The 19,442-nt window shown below is 46.0% G+C and carries 10 protein-coding genes; 2 read left to right on the top strand and 8 right to left on the bottom strand.

All coding sequences use genetic code 11. From position 1 onward, the window contains the following. Positions 1-124: 124 nt before the first annotated feature. The 6 genes from AC1XUF_RS05270 to AC1XUF_RS05245 form a co-directional block, all read right to left on the bottom strand. Positions 125-1,597 carry a RagB/SusD family nutrient uptake outer membrane protein gene (locus tag AC1XUF_RS05270; protein ID WP_483340611.1) on the bottom strand — a complete coding sequence of 491 codons (1,473 nt, stop codon included), beginning with the start codon at positions 1,595-1,597 and terminating at the stop codon, positions 125-127. 76 nt (positions 1,598-1,673) lie between these two features. Beyond that, on the bottom strand, positions 1,674-4,880 hold the full coding sequence (locus AC1XUF_RS05265) for a SusC/RagA family TonB-linked outer membrane protein (protein WP_483340610.1): 3,207 nt from the start codon (positions 4,878-4,880) through the stop codon (positions 1,674-1,676). A gap of 417 nt (positions 4,881-5,297) precedes the next feature. Continuing rightward, positions 5,298-6,725: a DUF1501 domain-containing protein gene (locus AC1XUF_RS05260; RefSeq protein WP_483340609.1), complete on the bottom strand. Its 1,428-nt coding sequence runs from the start codon at positions 6,723-6,725 to the stop codon at positions 5,298-5,300. 187 nt (positions 6,726-6,912) lie between these two features. Then, the gene (locus tag AC1XUF_RS05255; RefSeq protein ID WP_483340608.1) at positions 6,913-9,213 is read right to left on the bottom strand and encodes a DUF1549 domain-containing protein; all 2,301 of its coding nucleotides are present in this window, start codon (positions 9,211-9,213) and stop codon (positions 6,913-6,915) included. A 416-nt stretch (positions 9,214-9,629) separates the two neighbouring features. After that, positions 9,630-11,135 carry a RagB/SusD family nutrient uptake outer membrane protein gene (locus AC1XUF_RS05250; protein WP_483340607.1) on the bottom strand — a complete coding sequence of 502 codons (1,506 nt, stop codon included), beginning with the start codon at positions 11,133-11,135 and terminating at the stop codon, positions 9,630-9,632. A gap of 11 nt (positions 11,136-11,146) precedes the next feature. Beyond that, positions 11,147-14,326 carry a SusC/RagA family TonB-linked outer membrane protein gene (locus tag AC1XUF_RS05245; protein WP_483340606.1) on the bottom strand — a complete coding sequence of 1,060 codons (3,180 nt, stop codon included), beginning with the start codon at positions 14,324-14,326 and terminating at the stop codon, positions 11,147-11,149. Positions 14,327-14,775: 449 nt separating this feature from the next. Here AC1XUF_RS05245 and AC1XUF_RS05240 point away from each other — a divergent pair, with 449 nt between their 5' ends. Next, positions 14,776-16,617, top strand: coding sequence for a T9SS type B sorting domain-containing protein (locus tag AC1XUF_RS05240; protein WP_483340605.1), 1,842 nt, complete (start codon positions 14,776-14,778; stop codon positions 16,615-16,617). 25 nt (positions 16,618-16,642) lie between these two features. On the opposite strand, the gene AC1XUF_RS05235 is transcribed toward AC1XUF_RS05240, so the two are convergent. Next, positions 16,643-17,029 (bottom strand): helix-turn-helix transcriptional regulator, encoded by a 387-nt coding sequence (locus AC1XUF_RS05235; RefSeq protein ID WP_483340604.1) that lies wholly within the window; start codon positions 17,027-17,029, stop codon positions 16,643-16,645. Positions 17,030-17,222: 193 nt separating this feature from the next. Continuing rightward, positions 17,223-18,038, bottom strand: coding sequence for a 2,3,4,5-tetrahydropyridine-2,6-dicarboxylate N-succinyltransferase (locus tag AC1XUF_RS05230; RefSeq protein WP_483340603.1), 816 nt, complete (start codon positions 18,036-18,038; stop codon positions 17,223-17,225). A gap of 379 nt (positions 18,039-18,417) precedes the next feature. On the opposite strand from AC1XUF_RS05230, the gene gap reads away from it, so the two are divergent. Beyond that, complete coding sequence (gene gap, locus AC1XUF_RS05225) at positions 18,418-19,431, top strand: type I glyceraldehyde-3-phosphate dehydrogenase (RefSeq protein ID WP_483340602.1); 1,014 nt, start codon at positions 18,418-18,420, stop codon at positions 19,429-19,431. Positions 19,432-19,442 lie beyond the last annotated feature (11 nt).

The raw sequence follows: 19,442 nt of genomic DNA, 5'->3' as shown, positions 1-19,442 counted from the left end.
TGTGGCACGGCCAAATACGCTTGTTCCAAAAAGAAACAAGTGCAGCAGGCGAAGCCTGTGCACTTGTTTTGTTCAATAAGCGGGTGAATAAAACCTTGGATATCCACTCGCTCATAGTATGCAATTAAAAATTAGGCGTTAGAGCGGATTCTACGGCTGGAAGACCATAGTATTGATCCAAAACAGTAAACGCATTTCCGGGAGGGAACGATCCTTCGGGGAAGTAATACGCTGTCGGATTTGCCTTCACTCTCGCGCCATAAGGAACGATGATCTCCTGAATTCGTCCGGTTCTCACGATATCAAACCATCTTTTGTTTTCAAACGCCAGTTCAACTCTTCTTTCTTTAAAGATCACTTCCCGAAGGTCCGCTTGGGAAGACGCAGTTGTTGCTGCCAGGCCGGCCCTTGCGCGTACCATGTTCAGATACGGAATAGCTTCTGCCGGTTTGCCTTGTTCGTTCAACGACTCAGCAAGGAACAGCAGCACTTCAGCATAACGGTAAACCGGGAAGTTCTGTCCGGTGTTGTTATGTTGTGAGTGAGGACGCGCAAATTTCTTGATATAAGGATATTTTTTATCCGCTCTTAAGCTCTGGCTTAATGTAACGTACCCAATGTTCACATCCTTTCTTTTATCACCTGGCTCAAAAGCAGCAATGATGTCCGGGGTGGGTATATCGTTACTTTCTTGCGAAGTACCCTGTGGATTGCTGGTACCCGTAATCGGTAACAATTCTGCGGCAGTGATCGGTGAAGGAAGGATCTGGTAGATCAAATTTCCGTTATAACCTGCCGAACCTTCCATGTACTGCACTTCGAAAACGGATTCCGCATTGTTTTTGTTGGCAGATGTTCCAGAGAATGCATCATCGTAATTTGGCATGAGTGAGTACTCCCCGCTTTTCACGATATCGCTGAGCAAGGTTGCCGCATCAGCCCATTTTTTCTGAACAATGTAGAGATTTGCCAGCAACGTTTTAGCCGTTCCGGAAGTAACCCTTCCCGCCTCTTGTTTTGATTTGGACAACAAGGAAGTCGAAGCTTCTTTGGCATCTTTTTCTATTTGGGCATAAACGTCTTCTACCTTTGACAAGGGCAACGCAGCCTCCTGGCGGTTGGTAACCGGCTCTAGGTGAAGAGGGACCGATCCGAAATACCGGGCAAGTTCAAAATAGGCGAACGCTCGCAGGAATAGTGCCTGACCTTTCAAATTTGCTTTAACCGCGGCGTCAAAATCTACTCCATCGATCAGCTGCAGAACCTGGTTAGCACGGGAAATAATCAGATAGTCCTGACGCCATTGCTGCAAAACATTGTCATTGGCCGTAACGCCGTTAGCGGTAGGAATGGCAAAATCAGCAATGTTTTCCGTCGCATCCACCGCACCATAAAGGGGATTTCTTGCATAATAGGCATTGTCCGAATGCAACTCTCCCAATTTCCACGCGCGGTCATTGAAAATGGTTCTCAGTGGCGCATACGTAGCGTTTACGGCCTGCTGAAAATCAGCCTGGGTTTTAAAGAAAGTATTGGAACTCAACGAAGTCTCCGGCGTCACGGTCAGGAATTTGTCCTGGCAGCTCGTAAATGCCATTGTGGCTAAACAAGCAATTATTATTTTTTTTCTCATTGTCAATATCGATAAAATGATAGATAGCTAGTTGCGGTATTTAGAAATTGAGGTTTATCCCCACTGTCCAGGTACGTGGCACCGGATAGTTAGAAAGGTCACGTCCCTGGCTGAGGTTACCTCCATCGCCGTTGCCATCATCTTGTGAGCTGGTTTCCGGATTAGGTCCGCCCCAGTATTTCGTAAACACATACAGCTGCTGAACAGAAGCGTAAAGCCTGGCAGATTTAAAGATCTTGTTTTTTACGCCCACGTTATAGCCCAGTGTAACATTCTTGATCGTAAAGAAAGATGCGTTCGCCAGGAATTGTGTGCTGGCCCAGTCTCTTTCAAGACCTGTGTAGTTTCCTCCATTGTTTGTGGCACCAAACTTTCCTGCTCCTTCGGTAATGATCGTAGTAGCAACTTGTTTTCCGTCAACCAATGCATTTTTAACACGGAAGCGATCTTTCACGCCTGCAACCATGTTGAATACACCGTCCAGGTTAGCCGTGCTGTACAAGTGCGTCACATAGAGTTGGTTACCCTGCGAGCCTGAGCCTGTCACAGAGAGGTCGAAGTTTTTATAGGACACATTGTTGGTGATACCGTAGGTGAATTTAGGGAACGGGTTTCCAATCACAGTCCGGTCATCCTTGTCCCCTCCGTTGGTAATCACACCGTCGCCATTGAGGTCCTTGTATCTGATCACCCCGATAGCGGAGCGGCCGGGCACAACAGGTGAGTTGGTAAGCTGCTCCGCGGAAGTGTAATAACCGTCTTTAACTAAACCATAAAACTGGCCGAAAGGCTTGCCTACCTGGGTGATATTAACCGAACCATAAACACGGTCAATTCCGTCGGCAAGAGACAGCACCTTGTTTCTGTTAATAGAAATATTGGCGTTGGTTGTCCATTTAATCTGGCCTACTGTGTTGCGGGTTGTAAGAGAGAATTCATTTCCCCAGAACTTAATTTCCCCGATATTGTCATTAAAGTTTCCAAAACCTGCTTCTTGGGCGATTTGCACACTGTAAAGCAGATTACTTGTTCTTTTGTTGTAATAATCATACACAAAAGTGATGCGGTCGTTGAATAAGCCAAGGTCTAAACCTAAGTCAAATTGCTTTGTTTTTTCCCATCCTAAGTTACGGTTGGCAAGTGAGGTTACAGCCGCGCCAGCTGCCACAGTACTTCCGAACACGGAGTTAACAGTATTGTTCACCAAAGCATATTGCGTGTAGTTACCGATATTGTTGTTCCCAATCACACCATAGCTCGATCTCAATTTAGCAAATGATACTTGCTTTACGCTTTTCAGGAATTCTTCATCCGAAACTACCCAGCCGATCGAAGCAGAAGGGAACGTTCCCCAACGGTTGTCAGCACCAAAGCGGGAGGAGCCATCGGCACGTAACGCTGCGGTGAACAAGTATTTACCTTTGTAGTTGTACGTTAATCGCGAAAGGTAAGATGCCAGTGTATATTGGTCAACGCTACTTGAGGTTCCGTTACCCCTTGAAATATTGATCGCGCTCTGTGGGGTCGTGATCCGGTCATCCGGATATGTGTTCGCAGAGACTGTCAATACTTCCTGACGGAATTTTTGCATTGTAAAACCTGCCAATAACTCAAAATTGTGATCGCCCAGCGTTTTATTGTAAGTCGCAATATTTTCGTTTACCCAGCTGAAATTTTGCAGGTTTTGGCGAACAGACGATGCAGTCGTAGGGATCGGTACGTTGATCTGGTAAGTGGCAGTCGACGGGTTAAAATAGTAGAACTTCTGTGCTAAAAACTCCGTGTTGAAAGAACTTTTCAACGTCAGGCCTTTTATTGGAGAGTACGCAATATATGCGTTACCCAGGAAACCGGTTTTCTTGGTTTCGTTCACAAGTTCCTGCGCGGCACGTACCCAGTTTGGATATTTGAAGATATTTCCTGTGTTACCCGGGAATTCGTTATAGGTGGTCAGGTTGCCATTTGCATCATAAATAGGCATAACAGGCCAGGTATGCAACGCGTTGAAGAGGATACCGGTACCACGGTTACCGTCCGATTTCGGTGTGTTGTCAAAAATGTAAGACGGAGCAATATTAAAGCCCAGTTTCACTTTGTTACTCACACGATATTCGTTGTTGATACGTAACGAGTACCTTTTATAGGAGTTGTTTAAAACAACACCCTGCTGATTGAAAACCCCGGCAACTACGGAAGTACTGGATTTTTCTGTGTTGGTCGTTACAGTTAAGTTATAGCTTTGAAGCGGTGCACGGCGCAACAAGGCACGGTACCAGTCATTGTTTTTACCCCTGTATTGGGAAGGATCCTGGAATTCAGCCGGCACAGCCTGGTTCTGGTCTTCGTAATACTCCTTTTTAAACTGGGCGAATTCTTCCGCATTCAACATTTTGACCAATCCGCGATCAGGTACATTCTGGGTACCTGCGTACACGTTAAGTGCGATGTTGGTTTTGCCATTGTTCGATTTTTTGGTTGTGATCAGCACAACTCCGTTCGCTGCACGTGAACCGTAGAGAGAAGTTGAGGCGGCATCTTTAAGAATCGTGATGTCCTCGATTTCGTCTGGGTTCATGTTGCCGATGCTACCTGTGATTGGGAAACCGTCGATTACATATAGCGGATCGCTACCTGCGGAAACGGACAACTGTCCCCGAATACGGATCGACATACCTTGTCCGGGTTTACCGGTTGTCTGGTTGATCTGTACACCAGCCAGTTTTCCCTGAAGCTTCTGGGTAACCTGCGAAACCGGCATATCCTTGATTTCGTCGGCCTTAATGGTTTGGACCGCGCCGGTAATTTCCTTTTTCAGCTGACTACCATAACCTACTACGACTACTTCGGTAAGTGCTTTCGCGTCGGTGACCAACTTGACATCGACGGTGGAATTGGATCCAAGCGCTATTTCCTGGGTCAGGTACCCTACTGAAGAAAATATTAAAACACCGCCTTGATCCGGAACGTTAATGGTATACTGGCCTTCGGCGTCGGTAACGGTACCGGTGGTAGTTCCTTTAACCACAATGCTCGCGCCTGGCACTTTCTCTCCTGTGTCGTCTGTGACCCTACCTTTGATCGATCTGTCGATTTTGACATAGTTGCTTTCTACGAGCGGGGCCGGTGCAAGATGGTTGTAAGCCATTGCGTTGAGACCACAGGCTGCCCCGATAAGCACCTGGCTTACCGAAAGCCTCAGCATGGAGTTCAATCTTGCACAATGAGTGGATTGTCGAAATTGATTCATAGGACTTGGTTTAGTTAAAAAAATTTAGCAGATACATGGGAATTGACTTGATAAAGGTTTGTTGTTTAGGAATAGTCACTTTGGGGTTACCCGAAAAAAAATATTTATTATTGTTTTAGTCTTATTTTAAAAATGGCATGATAATCCAATGCAGAATTAAAAAATCAGGTTTTCAGATCATTGGATTTTGTTGATGAGCGTATCACTACTTTGAGAATAAAATGTCATTGGAGTCCGTAAAGGCCAATTTTTAATCCTTATAGTAATATTTAATGCAATAGTAGAATGATTGAGATAACAGACTGTCCTGCTCTGTCTGGTTTTAATTGATATTTAATTTACATGACTTTTTAGGACATAACCCACAAAAAAACACCCGGCGATGATTCCGGGTGTTTTCAAATCTGCTGGTAGGTGTTACGAAAGCAGTTCCATCACCGCCTTCCCCTTTCCGTCTGGAGTTGTATAAAATGGTCTTTTCTCTACTTCGTACTGGGTGTCCGGTGCGATACCCAGTGCGTGGTAAATGGTCTGATGAATGCCATCAATCTTGACAGGGTTTTCGATGGTTTTGCAAGGACGCTCGTCGGCAGTTTTACCGTACACAAAGCCCTTTTTGACGCCGCCGCCAAACATCAGCATCGAGCAGCCGTCAGTAAAATGTCGATGCATTCCGTAGAATTTCAGATCAGAAAGAATGTCGGGTTGGGCAACCTGCTCCAGTACTTTTTGGTCTGGACGACCTTCTACCATCATATCTCGGCTGAATTCGCTTGCAAGCACCACCATGGTACGATCAAGTAACCCTTTCTCATCGAGGTCCTTAATGAGCTGGGCAATCGGACCATCAATCTGCTTTTTCATTTCTTCCAAGCGAGTATGTCCGTTTTCGTGCGTATCCCAACCTTTAAATGGTTCATATTCAGTGGTTACACTGATAAAACGCGCGCCTTGCTCGGTCAGCCGGCGAGCCAGCAGGCAACCGAGGCCGAATTTCCCTGTGTTGTATACGTCGTAACTTGCCTTGGGCTCGGTGCTCAGGTCAAATGCTTTCGACTCAGGTGAATTAAGCAATGCATAGGCCTGTTCCATGGAGCGTTTCAGGGATTCGCGCTGGTAGTCGCTGCCGAATTCGCCAACCGGGCTGTTATTGATCAGCTCGTTATAGAGCTGGTTTCTTCTTTCAAATCTTTTCGCATCCATTCCAACAGGCGGGCGTACGCTTTCGAGCCCCTGGCTTGGGTCCGGAATGAAAAACGGGCCAAATTCATTGCCGAGAAAACCTGCGGTGTGGAAGGCCTTAAGCTCTTCTGCCTCCCCTACTGTGAAGCGCTGCCCAATGTCCACGAATGCCGGAATGACCGGATTTTTGGGTCCGAGTTCCTTTGCGATCCATGATCCAATGTGCGGAGCAGCAACAGTTTGAGGGGGCTCATAACAGGTATGCCAGTGATACTGATGGCGCGAATGCAGTATATGCCCCATGTCGGCGGCCACATACGAACGGATCAAGGTCCCCTTATCCATTACATTTCCAATAGACTGCAGGCCTTCCGAAAAATGTATCCCGTCCAACTTCGTGGGCATCGATTTAAAGGTGCTTAGTACGCGGTTGCCCTCCATGTCCTTTTCAAAGGGCGTATAGAGTTTCGGATCGAACGTTTCGGTGTGCGCCATCCCGCCGGCCATCCAAAGTAGTATAACGGTATCCGCAGACGAATTGGATCCCGACTTTCCTTTGCAGGAAGACAACAGGCTTGATATCGGAGCCCCGGCTGCCAGGGCGGCAAGTGTTGCGGCGCTGGCGTGCTGCAAGAACTCTCTCCTATTCCATTGGCTTTTCATTTTATCTTATTTTTTAAAATACTGAATTTCAATTATTTATAGCAAACTCGGTTTGTGCATTTAATACTTTTTATACTATTTAAAAATATTTATTTACAATAAAAGTATAGAATGCTAAATAAGTACCATGAGTTTTAATCTTTTAATGCAGTCTATAATCACCTGCCTTTTTATCCATTTGATATTTTTAGTAAATCAATTGGAATTCCGGGACTAGCGCAATGGCCCAGACCAGATCCTGAATACTTTCTTCATTGGGTACCGAGCCCAGGATTTTTTTGGCAGCCGCGATCTCTTTTGGCAATGGGGCACGCCCGAGTGCTTTCCTGTACAAGGCAGTAACGAGCAAATCGGATGTGGTATATTTTGCCTTCCACTCCTTCGAGCCCTGTATCAGTGTCTGGGTGAACTTGTTCCCGTTAGTCAGTTCAAGCGCTTGTAGCAGATTTGCCTGCGAAGTCCTGCTTGTACTCACAGTTTCCCTGTTGGGCCGCCCCAACGAAGTAAGGAATGGATCATTCTTCACAAAGGCCGCACGCGCAAACGGAAGACGGCTCTTCATATCATCGGGTAGTAGCTTATATACCACGGCCGAATCGGGGTACATTGGATTGAAAGCAACCGAGATTGCATCGGAGAACTGCTCGGCGGAAAGTCTTTTCCTGACCATACCGGTAAACTTATAGTCGTTTGCCATGATGTCCTGTGCTTCTTTGACAGACGTAGAGGGAAGTTGGTAGGTTTTGGAGGTAACGATGGTATAGATCAGTTTCTTCATGTCATAGCCATTGGCAACGAAATCCGAAGCAAGCCAATCGAGGAGGTCCTCGCTCCAAGGAACATTGTCCATCATATCTACAGGTTCCACAATTCCCCTTCCGAGCAGTTGTGCCCAGATGCGGTTTGTTACGGTTCTGTAAAGCCTGCCGTCTTTTGGTTGAACAAGGAAGTCGGCGAGCTGGCGCAGGCGTTTTTCGGTGCTGGCATTGACGCTGATCTCGCCCAGTTCCGGGAAAAGTATTTTTGTGCCGGCAATCTTACCAGTGGGTTTGTCGCAGCGGTTTATTTCCAAAAGGGTATCTGCAAATATGTTGGCGAAAGCGTAAGAATCGGCTAGTTTCCAATCGCTGATGAAACTGTCGTGGCAGGAGGCACATTTCAGGTTCAGTCCGAGCAGCACTTGTGACACATTTTGCGCTGCCTGCATTTCGGTGCGTTGACTGGAGTTGATCGTTCCGCGCCACTTAATTCCCCGAATAAATCCTTCTGATGCTTTGGTTGGACTGATGAGCTCCTTCACGAACCAATTATACGGTTTGTTACCTTGCAATGACGCGTATAACCACTTGGTTATGTCGAACCGACCGCCTGTGATGTAACCTGTGCCCGAATAATCGTTCCGTAATGCATCGTTCCAGAAAGACATCCAATGCTGAGCGTAATCATCATTGCGACCAAGCAATTCCTTCGCAAGTTGTTCACGTTTGTCGGGACGTTTGTCGGCTACAAAGGCTTCCACTTTTTCTGGTTCCGGGATCAGCCCAATGATGTCGAGGTAAACCCGGCGAATATAGATACGGTCGTCCACTACTGGTTTCCAGGCAATTTTATTTTTTTGAAAATAAGCATTGACAAAAAGGTCGATCGGTTTGGTCAGGTCGCCCGTTGGCGCCGGAAGAGCTGGCATGCGTGGTTCCAATGCGGCAACACGGTAAATGCTTTTTTCTTTGCCATCGGGCCAAAGCGCGCCTTTTTCGATCCAGAACCTCAATACATTGACCTCCTTTTCGGTGAGCCGCTTGCCCTTGGTCGGCATCGCATCCTTATCACCCTTTGGAAGGGATATTCTCCTGATGAGCTCGCTTTTATCGGGGTGATTGGGAATAACAACCACCCCGTTTTCACCACCTTTCATAATGGCGTCCTTGCTGTCGAGACGTAGATCGCCTTTTGTTTTGGTCTCGCTGTGGCAGCTGTAACAGTTGTGGGCCAGGATAGTCCTGACCTGCACATTCAGTTCCTGTACCTGCTGCGGGTTGAGCGCCCCGGTGTTAGTCAGTACGAAGTATGCTTCGTCGGCCCCGCCTGGCTCTATGGTTCCGGCTTTACCGCCGGGCAGCACGCTTGAAAGATAGTCGTCGCCGTGGGTGAGCATTGCACCGTAGTGTCCCGCAAATGAAACACCAAAAACTGTGGTGAAGATTAAAGAGCGGTAAACTGCCCTGTTTTTAGATCTTAATGTGAAAGTCGCGATGACGGCCAATGCCATGGTGGCAATGCCTGACCATTTGTGAATATCGAAACTGCCGCCGCTGGCATCTTCCGCTTCTGCGAGCATCAGACCAAAGATTACGGCAAAAACAGCACTGATCGCACCTACCCAGGTGAGTATGTTGATCGCATCCCTGAGTCCGGCTGACCGTCGCTTCCAATCAATAAGTTCAAGTAATAACGCGACACATAAAAGCCCAATCGGAAAATGCACCATCAATGGGTGTAGCCGCCCTAAAAATTGCCAAAGCCAAAAAGTTTCGTTTGCTTGGAGTAACACAATGTATAAGATTATGGGTTTAGAAATATCCAGTATGATTACCTGAAATATTGTACAATACTAAAATGAACGAGGCCGCATGCCATCCTGCTCTGTCTTGTCTGACGACTGGGGCAAAGCTGCTTCAAGTTCACTGTTTGCAGAGATTCTCAAGGATAGAATTGAGGAATAGAATAATTTGACAAAAAATAATATTGTTATGATAACGATTTGCGATAGTTAAAGTTACAGATATTCTCAGAATGTGTCAAAGACAGACATATAGTTAAAATATCTGTATGGCAAATGAGCGGAGTCACCGCATCGCGCCTAACAGGCAACGAGTCTTGACTCCGCTCAGGATAACCATAAAATCAATAACCCGGGTTTTGGGTAAGCTTGGCATTGATCAGGATCTGCGGAGCTGGTATTGGGAGATAATACTCGTTTTCCGTATACACATAATCCGTAGAATTGAATGGGACATTGCCCCTGTCGACAGTTGGTTTGGCGCGTTCCATAGCTCCGTGCGCATTCATAAACGCGGCCCACTCCGCAGGGGTTTTCGTTCTTTTCAGATCAAACCAGCGTTGGTTTTCAAATGCGAGTTCCAGTCTCCTTTCTTTTAAAACGGCAGCCTTAAAAGCGACCTTGTCGGTAGCGGTAAGGTCGGCTAAGCCGGCGCGTTTGCGGATCTGGTTTACGTACCCCAATGCTTCGCCGGTTGGCCCGGAAACTTCATTCGTTGCTTCGGCAAGCATCAGCAGTACATCAGCATACCGAAGGATCGGCCAGTTGGTGTTTGTACGGCCAACGATTGTATGCGGATAGTTATATTTGGCTACATAGGGTACCGGATACACTTTTCCATCCAGCGTGAAACTGGTTTTCAAGGAAATGTCTTTCCGCAGGTCACCCGTCTCGTAGGCAGCAATGATATCATTTGTCGGCACATTCCTTCCTCCGTTTGAACCAGAAGAATAGCCTGTAATTGCTCCTTTCGATACCCTCGGGGCAAAGACATATTCAAAATTACTCCATTCGCCGAGGTCATTGTCACCCTGGTACTGAATCTCGAAAATGGATTCAGGGCCGTTCTTTTTAGCCGGCGACGGATCGAAGTTATCCGCGTAGTTCGCGTTTAAGGCATATCCAAGCGTAGTGACCTGCTTCAATGTGGTTATCGTTTCCGCATATTTCTTGTTGATCAGATACGATTTACCCAGCAGGCTCAGGGCGGCACCTTTTGTTGCCCGGCCTTTGTCAGCAGCACTTGCGTAAGCCGCAGGAAGCGCAGCCGCTGCTTCGGTGAGGTCTTTGGTTACCTGGGCCCAAACCTCGGTTTGTGGGGATCTTACCAGATCAAATGCAGGGTCCGGCGTCTTCAGGGTTGAAGTAACAATCACCACATCGCCAAAATATTGTACTAAATTGAAGTACATATAAGCCCTGAGGAATTTCAATTGTCCTTCGATCTCCTTTCTGGGCGCATCGTCAATGGTGGCGTCTACCATTTTTTCGAGCGTGAGGTTGCAATTGTAAAGGGCTGCATAGTAGCCGTTCCACAAGTTTGCGATTTCTCCGTTTCCTGAGTTGACCGTTCCAAATTCAAATGCTTCCCAGCCGCCGGCTCCCCCGCGATCGGAAGGGTTGAGGTCAATGGTCGTATTGTCTGTATAAAATTCCCCGAAGAGATAGGCCGTATTGTTCAACGCCTGAACCTGGCTGTAAACGCCGTTCAGAGCCTGCTTTACCTGCGCCTCGTTTTTGTAGAATACATCAACACCTACTTTCGTCGGGTCGGTCTCGGTCAGGAAACCGTCGCCGCATGAAGATAGAAAGAGGCTCAGCGTGATACCTAGTATGGTTATTTTTTTCATTTCTATCGATGTTAGAAGTTTACTTTAAGGCCAGCGGAAAAAGTTCTAGGAACGGGATATGACTCATCGTCATTGTTAAGTTCCGTTCCCCCTCTTACACCGGCATCAGGGTTATTTCCAGGGTATTTGGTTACAAGCAGCAGGTTAGCCGCGTTAACAAAAATCCTCGCGTTAGACAGGATGCCGTCGATTTTTGGAAGTGTATAACCAATTGTTACGTTCTTAACCCACATATGTGTGCCGTCGTACACGTAACGCTCGCTGCTCTCGCGTGACCATTTGAAATAGTCGGTACCGCCTTGCGAATGTTTGTCCAGCGGGTTAGGGCCTGGATTTTCAGGCGATCTCCAACGGTCTTTGGCTTTTTCCAATACATTGAAAACGCCGTCCATATTCATGGTAGAGGCTTCGATGTTACGGTAGATATCATATTTGTAAGCACCCATCAACAACACGCTGAAATCAAAGCCTTTGTAATCGGCCGCTAAAGTCCATCCCCAGTTGAACTTAGGGTTAGGGTTACCGATCTCGGTCATATCCTTGGTATCATAAGAAACGATCCCGTCCGGTCCTCCATCTGGTGCGCCGTGCAAATCTGCGAATTTCATCGCACCTGGTACGGCACCTTCCTGTAACGGGGCCGCGTCGATCTCAGCCTGGGTATTGAATATACCTAGTTTTTTGTACCCAAAGATCATACCGATCGGACGTCCAACCTGCTGAATATTGTATCCGCCGTACTGGCTTCCCTGAAGAATGAAATCGTTCTGACCCCTGATCGCAAGCACCTTATTACGGTTGAATGTAATGTTGGCATTGGTGCGAAAGTTAACTTGACCGATTTTCATGCGATAAGTTGCAGCGACTTCCACGCCCTTGTTCTGAACCTTACCCAGGTTTTTCAAAGTTGTGGTAAAGCCAGACACAGCCGGGATATTGTAGCCAAGCAGCATATCGTCGGTGATTTTTTTGTAATATTCAACAGTGAATACCAGCCTGTTGTTAAATGTAGCCAGGTCCATACCGATGTCTAACTGGTTTGATTTTTCCCAGGTTAGCTCCGAGTTAGCAAACCGCGTTACTGTTTTACCAGGAGAAAGCGTGTTCCCGAGCACGTAGTTGTTGAGGCCAAGGAAAGCCAAACTCGCATAGTTTCCGTCGTCAGCAATGTTGCGGCCTGTTCCAAAGTTATTATTGGCTGTCACATTATAGGTGTTGTTACCAGTCATACCCCAGCTTCCCCGTAATTTAAGGTCAGTCAGCCAGGAGACTTTCGGCATAAACTGTTCTTCCGAAATTCTCCAGCCCACAGATGCCGCCGGGAAGTTGCCAAACTGGTGGCCTTCGCTGAAACGGGAACTTCCTTCACGGCGGAACGATGCAGATAGCAAATACTTATCTTTAAATGAATAGTTCAACCTGGCCATGTAAGCGACCATGGTCCACCTTCTTTCCATGGAGTTGGACGAGCGGATGGTTGCATTTCCAAGGAATGGGGACAAATCGTCCGGGAACGTGTTACCGTCTCCATAAAGTCCTTTTACGGTTTCTTGCTGAGCTGTGTAACCAAGCAGCGCATCAAAGTGATGGTCTTCTCCGAAGTTCTTGCTATATGTCAGCAGTTGGTCAGCTGCATAGTTTCGCAGTTCTTCGGCATCGTCACGTTCTGTTGCAATTCGAGGAGGAGCGCCACTGCTCCCTGTTGCTACCGGCAAACCGATCGTTGAAGGGACATATTCCTTATAAGTGTTGTAATTGATTTTGGCGTTTACCGAAGATCTGAACTTCAGTCCGGGGGCCAGGTTCAGCTCGATATAACCATTTGCAAGTACGTCGGCGATGTTACGTTTTCTGCTGATGTTCTTTAGCATATATAAAGGGTTAGGAAATCCGAAGATATCTCCAACTCCATTATAGTAAGGGATTAGCTCACCTTTCTCGTCATAAGCCGGATAGCGCGGATCGGCGATGAGCGTTAAACCTACCTGGGCATTACGACCGTCTGTACTGGCGAGGCTTGAGCGGGAATAACTTCCCGCAATGTTCGCACCCATTGTGATGAACTTGTTGATATCGCCAGATAGGTTGGTGCGCAAAGAAGCACGATCGTAATCAGTGTATTTCAAGGCACCGTCTTCTTTGTAATACCCGACGGAAACGACTGATTTGATTGGGCCTTTCCCGGAAGACAAAGTCACGTTAATGTCTTTATAAGGGGCATTATTATGCAGGATCAGATCAAACCAGTTGGTAGAATACTTGGTGTTCTCAGGATTTCTGAAATCGATAGGGATCTCTTCATTGGTGGGTTGCCGCTTGTTGGCAAGTACATACCTTCCTATAAAAACTTCTTTCTTAAACTGGGCAAAATCCTTACCATTTAAAACTTTGGTTCTTCTCGCCTCTGGAACGTTCTGGAAACCGTAGTCGATAGAAACATTCAGGCTTGTCTTACCTTCTTTTGCCGATTTAGTCGTGATCAGCACAACCCCGTTGGATCCCCTCGCACCATAAATTGCAGTTGAGGCAGCATCCTTCAATACAGAGATCGTCTCGATATCATTGGGGTTCAGGTTTTGCCCCACGGAAGTCCCCACCGGGAAGCCATCGATGACATACAGAGGGTCACTGCCTGCTCCGAGGGAGCTGATACCACGGACTTTTACTTCAAATTGTTGTCCGGGCGTTCCGCTTTTTTGCTTGATAATAACGCCGGGAGCCTGTCCTTGGATCATTCTGGTCACGTTGGACTTGGGTACTTCCCCAATGTCGTCGATGTTGATGACGGAAAGCGCCGAGGTGATGTCGCGTTTACGCTGGGTACCATAACCCACGACGACCACTTCTTCCAGAGCCTTGGTATCAACAGCAAGCTGCTGGTCTATGGTGGTTTGATTGCCTATAGTTGCCTCTTTGGTCAAATATCCTACGAAAGAAAAAACCAGCACATTGGTGCCGGATTCGGGGATATTAATGCTATAAGCTCCTTCAGCGTCCGTGACAGTACCGGTGCTGGTTCCTTTCAGGATTACGCTCACACCGGGAAGGCCAAGTCCTTTGTCGTCAGTTACTTTTCCTTTCACCGGTCTGTCGACCGTTACCGTTACCGGAAGGCGAGCTGCAGAATTATTTATGGCGGCATGCGCAAAACCCGTGGACAATGCGCCAAAAAGTACGTGGGCGAGAATCATTTTCTTGAACGATCGCCTGCACGTGAGGAAATTTAGTGGTCGAGGTACATTCATAAGCTTAGGAATTGATGAGTTAAAATTGAGATTTGAGTAATTCACGGGTACTTGTACGGGGCATGGCTCTTTTTCATGGCAATAGATTTGGTGAAACATAGGAAACGGATATTCAATAAGTACAATTAATGATTTGAATTGTACTTGTTTTTGCAATAGTATCGGTAATACAAGGCCTTACTATCCTGTTCTGTCCGGTAAAAAGCCAAAAAGTGTATGAAAGAAACAATTAATATAATTTTTTGTATTCCAAAATTTTGGTCGTTAAAATGATCATTTTGGAGGTGATTGATTAATTTTATGGCATGTGCAATTGTTAGCGAATCAATATGGCCAGAGGTGTACTGTGCACTCTTCTTACATTAACACTGTTAAATGTCTTTACGACGGGTGTTTTGGCTAATCATATCGTGGGCGGGGAACTCCGAATGAAGCGCAGTGGCGGCCCCAATAGCTTTCAGATCACGCTTATACAGTTTTGGGACAAAAATCATTTGGTTGAGTCGACACCACTGTCGACAGGAAACAGGGACCTGTGGGCAGATCTATATATTTACCGGAAAAGCGACAATGCTTTTATGGAAACGGTAAGGGTAGGCTACATCAACTCAGAAACGATTGCTTACCAAAATAAAGCTTGTGCGGTGGTCAGGTCCCTGAATACTTTAATGGGGATTTATCAGGGGCAGGTTACTTTGAATGCACAGAAGTACAGCGACATGAGTGGTTACTATATTGTTTGGGAGCGTTGCTGCCGCAATGCCGATATCAATAACATAACTTCACCTGGTGATAACGGCATGGTGTTTTATCTTGAGTTCCCTCCCGTTTCTGTTCAGAATTCGTCACCCGAGTTCGTAGCGCCCAACGGGCAGTATATTTGCAGCAATCGACCGTTCTCCATGACTATGAGCGCAACTGACGAGGATGGAGATGAATTGAGGTACTCCCTAGTGACGCCTCTCAGAGGAAACACTGACGCCCAGCAGCCTTTCGGGGATAGCACGTCCAAGCGTGGCTACCCTACGATTACTTGGGTAGCCGGCATTTCGCTTTCTAATGTAATACCGGGAACCAGTCCGTTGAAAATCAATAGCGCCGGCATTATCTCAGTTACTGCCAACCAGCTCGGCTTGTATGTCTTTTCAGTTCAGTGCGAGGAATACAGAAATGGGCGAAAGATAGGGGCCGTTCGAAGAGATTTTCAACTATTGGTGATTGACTGTAATGACGACCAGCCTGAGCAGCCGGTCATTACCATGCAATCGCAGCCGGTTACTGAAATCTCGTTTTGCCCGGAAAGTCCCGTCCAGCTGGAAACTGCAAGTTCGCCTGATTGGTCCTACCAATGGCAGCTAAACGGTCTGAATATTCCAGGGGAAGTTAGCTCCACCATAATGGTCAAGGACTCTGGTAATTATTCTGTTGTGAAAAGCTATACAAAGAAATGCTCCCGGGATACGACCTCCCAAATGGTTCATGCCCGTTATGCAGATCCGGTTCTGGCTAAAATTTCCGCACCGAAGGATACTTTGTGCGAGGGAGAATCCATTAGTTTACTAGCTAACAACGGAAGTCTGAACAGCGGCGAGGTGATCGAATGGAGCAAGGACAACGTACAATTGACTGAAAAAAAGGCTGTACTTGCCGTTGATGCCGCCGGGACGTATTCGATTAAGATCAGTAATGGGACGCTTGGTTGTGCTGGCCGGGACACTTTGCGCATAGGTCAGGGCAATTTTACCCTGACATTACCTGCCAAAAAAGGAGTGATCGAGTCGTCCAGGACCTCCCTTGTCCCAACGATCGATCCATCAAATGCTGCCTATACTTATTTGTGGTCTCCGCCGGAAGGTCTGGTCTCTGCACCTGCTGATAAGGTTGCAATTGTTTCGCCGACCCAGGAAACAGAATATCATTTATTAGTAACATCTGCCAGCGGATGCACCGCCGAAGCCTCAACGCTGGTTTTTGTGATAGATAAAATGCATATCCCAAATTCATTTTCTCCCAACAATGACGGGCATAACGACACTTTTCAGATCTACAATGCCAAGGAACAAATTCAGGAGATGCGCATTTTCAACAGATGGGGCGAATTAATATTCTTCTCAGAAGGTTACGAAAGGCCTTGGGATGGGACATACAAAAATGAGCCAGCGCCTGCAGGTAATTACCCTTACGTGATTAAAACCGCCGAACAGGAATTAAATGGTACCATCCTGCTTTTGAAATAATCCTCCTTTACTAAAGGGCATTAAATTACCTAGCCTCTTTAAATTCTTTATACGTCCCGTCCGTATAAAAAATCAGGATACGATCAATCACTTTTTCCTGTGTAACTACTACCCTTTTCTGCTCCTTGCTGACAATGCTTTGTACAGGTTGACTAGGCGGAGTACTTTTTCTACGCAATTCTGGCTGGACCGCGGTAATTGTTTCCGGAAGTTCGCCTTCGTCCAAAATCCAGTTCAAGCCGAGCTCGGGGAACCTCTTCACGATTTTTTGAATGATATCCAGGCTTGGTTTATTTCTGCCTGCCAGAATATGCGACATGCTTGATCGCTGTATCCCTATTTCGTCTGCAAAAATAGAGGGAGTTATATGCTTATCTGCCAGTATCTGTTTAATCTTGTCACTTAGATCCATATGTTGTAAGGTTAATCAATACACAAATGTAACTAATTGGAATTTCCTTTGCAATTTAATATATTAAACAAAGCGAATAGTTTAAATATATGTATAGTGTATAAATGTAATTCACATGTGCATATGTTAATTATAGTGCACAAAAAAAGTGCGGCACATACTGCCGCACTTTACATTTGTAATATCTTCTGAATTAAACCGCGACGTGATTTTCTCTTAACGCATCGTTCAGCGAAGTTTTCAAATCTGTGCTGGGTTTTCTTTTGCCGATAATAAGGGCACAAGGCACATGATAAACACCCGCTGCAAATTGTTTCGGGAGCGTTCCTGGTATAACAACAGAATCTTCTGGCACAAATCCCTTATATTCAATTGGTTCGGCACCTGTAACATCAATGATCTTTGAGCTGCCGGTAATGGTAACACCAGCGCCTAATACGGCTCTTTTCCCGATGTGGGCGCCCTCCACAACAATGCATCGCGAACCAATAAATGCCCCATCTTCAACAATTACCGGCGACGCTTGAACCGGTTCGAGCACGCCACCGATACCCACCCCGCCGCTCAGATGTACATTTTTTCCAATTTGCGCGCAACTGCCGACGGTTGCCCACGTATCTACCATTGTTCCTTCGTCTATATATGCGCCAATGTTGACGTATGACGGCATAAGAACAACTCCTTTTGAGATGTAAGCTCCGTACCGGGCAACCGCTGGTGGGACTACACGTACGCCAAGTTTGTCATAGCCGGTTTTCAATTTCATCTTGTCGTGGTATTCGAAGATGCCCGCCTCGGTTACCTGCATTTGTTGAATGGGAAAATAAAGAATAATTGCTTTCTTAAGTGCTTCATTAACCTGCCAGGTCCCATCATCTTTGGGCTCGGCAACGCGTATTCTTCCTTTGTCAAGCTCCTCGATAATTTCTCTGATGTAATTTTTAGCGGCCTCCTCCTTTAAAAGTTCCCTGTTGAACCAGTAAGATTCTATTTCTTCGGTAAAAGTCATGTTTAAGTATTTGATTAATTAAAATGGTTTAAACTATTGTTTTTTAAGTAGTTACGAATTATAAGAATTTTTTATTCTAAGAGTATAAAACATGGATGTATTTAAACGATGATTTAGTTCTTAGAGAAGAAGTAAAAGATTTTAACAGCAAAGATATAACAGCACTCCGAATAAGGAAAAGATAAGAATATGTTTCGCGTAAACTAACTAGAACGACATTAGCTAATTTCATTAGTAAATTATTAATTAGCAAAATCGCAATTCTCTGAATTTACTAATTAAGATAGTATTAAATGCCAACTTCTTTTTTAAATGCGTTTTCTTTCTATCCGCCGCCATTTTTATTAATATTGCCCATAAATAACCAATCACAAGAGATATGTCTAAAGTTAAAGTAGCAATCAATGGATTTGGCCGTATCGGTCGCCTCGTCTATCGTCAGATTTACAACATGGAAGGTATCGATATCGTTGCCATAAATGACCTGACAAGTCCAAAAGTCTTAGCACACTTACTTAAATACGATACCGCTCAGGGCCGGTTTGATGCTGATGTTAAATCAACAGAAAACTCGGTAATAGTAAATGGAGAAAATATCATCATCTACGCCCAACGTGATCCTTCACAAATTCCGTGGGCGGCACACGATGTGGATGTTGTCCTTGAATGCACCGGATTTTTCACAAGTCAGGAGTCCGCAAGCGCACATATCAAAGCAGGCGCCAAAAAGGTAGTAATCTCTGCTCCCGCCACTGGCGATCTCAAAACAATTGTGTTCAACGTGAACCACAATATCCTTGATGGTTCGGAAACCATTATCAGCGGTGCTTCATGTACAACCAACTGCCTTGCTCCTATGGCTCAGGTATTGGAAGAAAAATTTGGCATTGTGAACGGTTTAATGACAACGATCCACGCGTACACCAATGACCAGAACACTCAGGATGCCCCACACCCCAAAGGCGATTTGAGAAGAGCAAGAGCTGCTGCGCAGAATATAGTGCCAAACAGCACCGGCGCCGCAAAAGCAATTGGCCTTGTGCTGCCATCGCTGAAAGGAAAACTGGACGGTTCTGCACAACGTGTACCTACTCTGACAGGTTCACTGACAGAATTAACCGTTATTCTAGCAAAAGAAACATCGGTTGATGAAATTAACGCCGCGATGAAAGCTGCTTCTAACGAGAGTTATGGATATACTGAAGATGAAATCGTGAGCAGCGATATTATCGGAATTAGCTATGGTTCCCTTTTTGATGCAACGCAAACACGAGTTCAGAAAGTTGGAGATACGCAACTTGTAAGAACTGTAAGCTGGTACGATAACGAAATGTCATATGTTTCACAACTTGTGAGAACAGTTTACTACTTCGCAAGCCTGATTGCAAAATAGTATATCCGACT

Source organism: Dyadobacter sp. HNCC25DJ185, assembly GCF_056895195.1.
The sequence above is the reverse complement of the archived record's forward strand: the minus strand, read 5'-3'. Positions and strand labels throughout refer to the sequence as shown.

Coding starts and splice junctions, on each gene's coding strand:
- AC1XUF_RS05270 (WP_483340611.1), bottom strand. CDS start 1,597: ATGGCATTTACGAGCTGCCAGGACAAATTCCTGACCGTGACGCCGGAG.
- AC1XUF_RS05265 (WP_483340610.1), bottom strand. CDS start 4,880: ATGAATCAATTTCGACAATCCACTCATTGTGCAAGATTGAACTCCATG.
- AC1XUF_RS05260 (WP_483340609.1), bottom strand. CDS start 6,725: ATGAAAAGCCAATGGAATAGGAGAGAGTTCTTGCAGCACGCCAGCGCC.
- AC1XUF_RS05255 (WP_483340608.1), bottom strand. CDS start 9,213: ATGGTGCATTTTCCGATTGGGCTTTTATGTGTCGCGTTATTACTTGAA.
- AC1XUF_RS05250 (WP_483340607.1), bottom strand. CDS start 11,135: ATGAAAAAAATAACCATACTAGGTATCACGCTGAGCCTCTTTCTATCT.
- AC1XUF_RS05245 (WP_483340606.1), bottom strand. CDS start 14,326: ATGATTCTCGCCCACGTACTTTTTGGCGCATTGTCCACGGGTTTTGCG.
- AC1XUF_RS05235 (WP_483340604.1), bottom strand. CDS start 17,029: ATGGATCTAAGTGACAAGATTAAACAGATACTGGCAGATAAGCATATA.
- AC1XUF_RS05230 (WP_483340603.1), bottom strand. CDS start 18,038: ATGACTTTTACCGAAGAAATAGAATCTTACTGGTTCAACAGGGAACTT.
- gap (WP_483340602.1), top strand. CDS start 18,418: ATGTCTAAAGTTAAAGTAGCAATCAATGGATTTGGCCGTATCGGTCGC.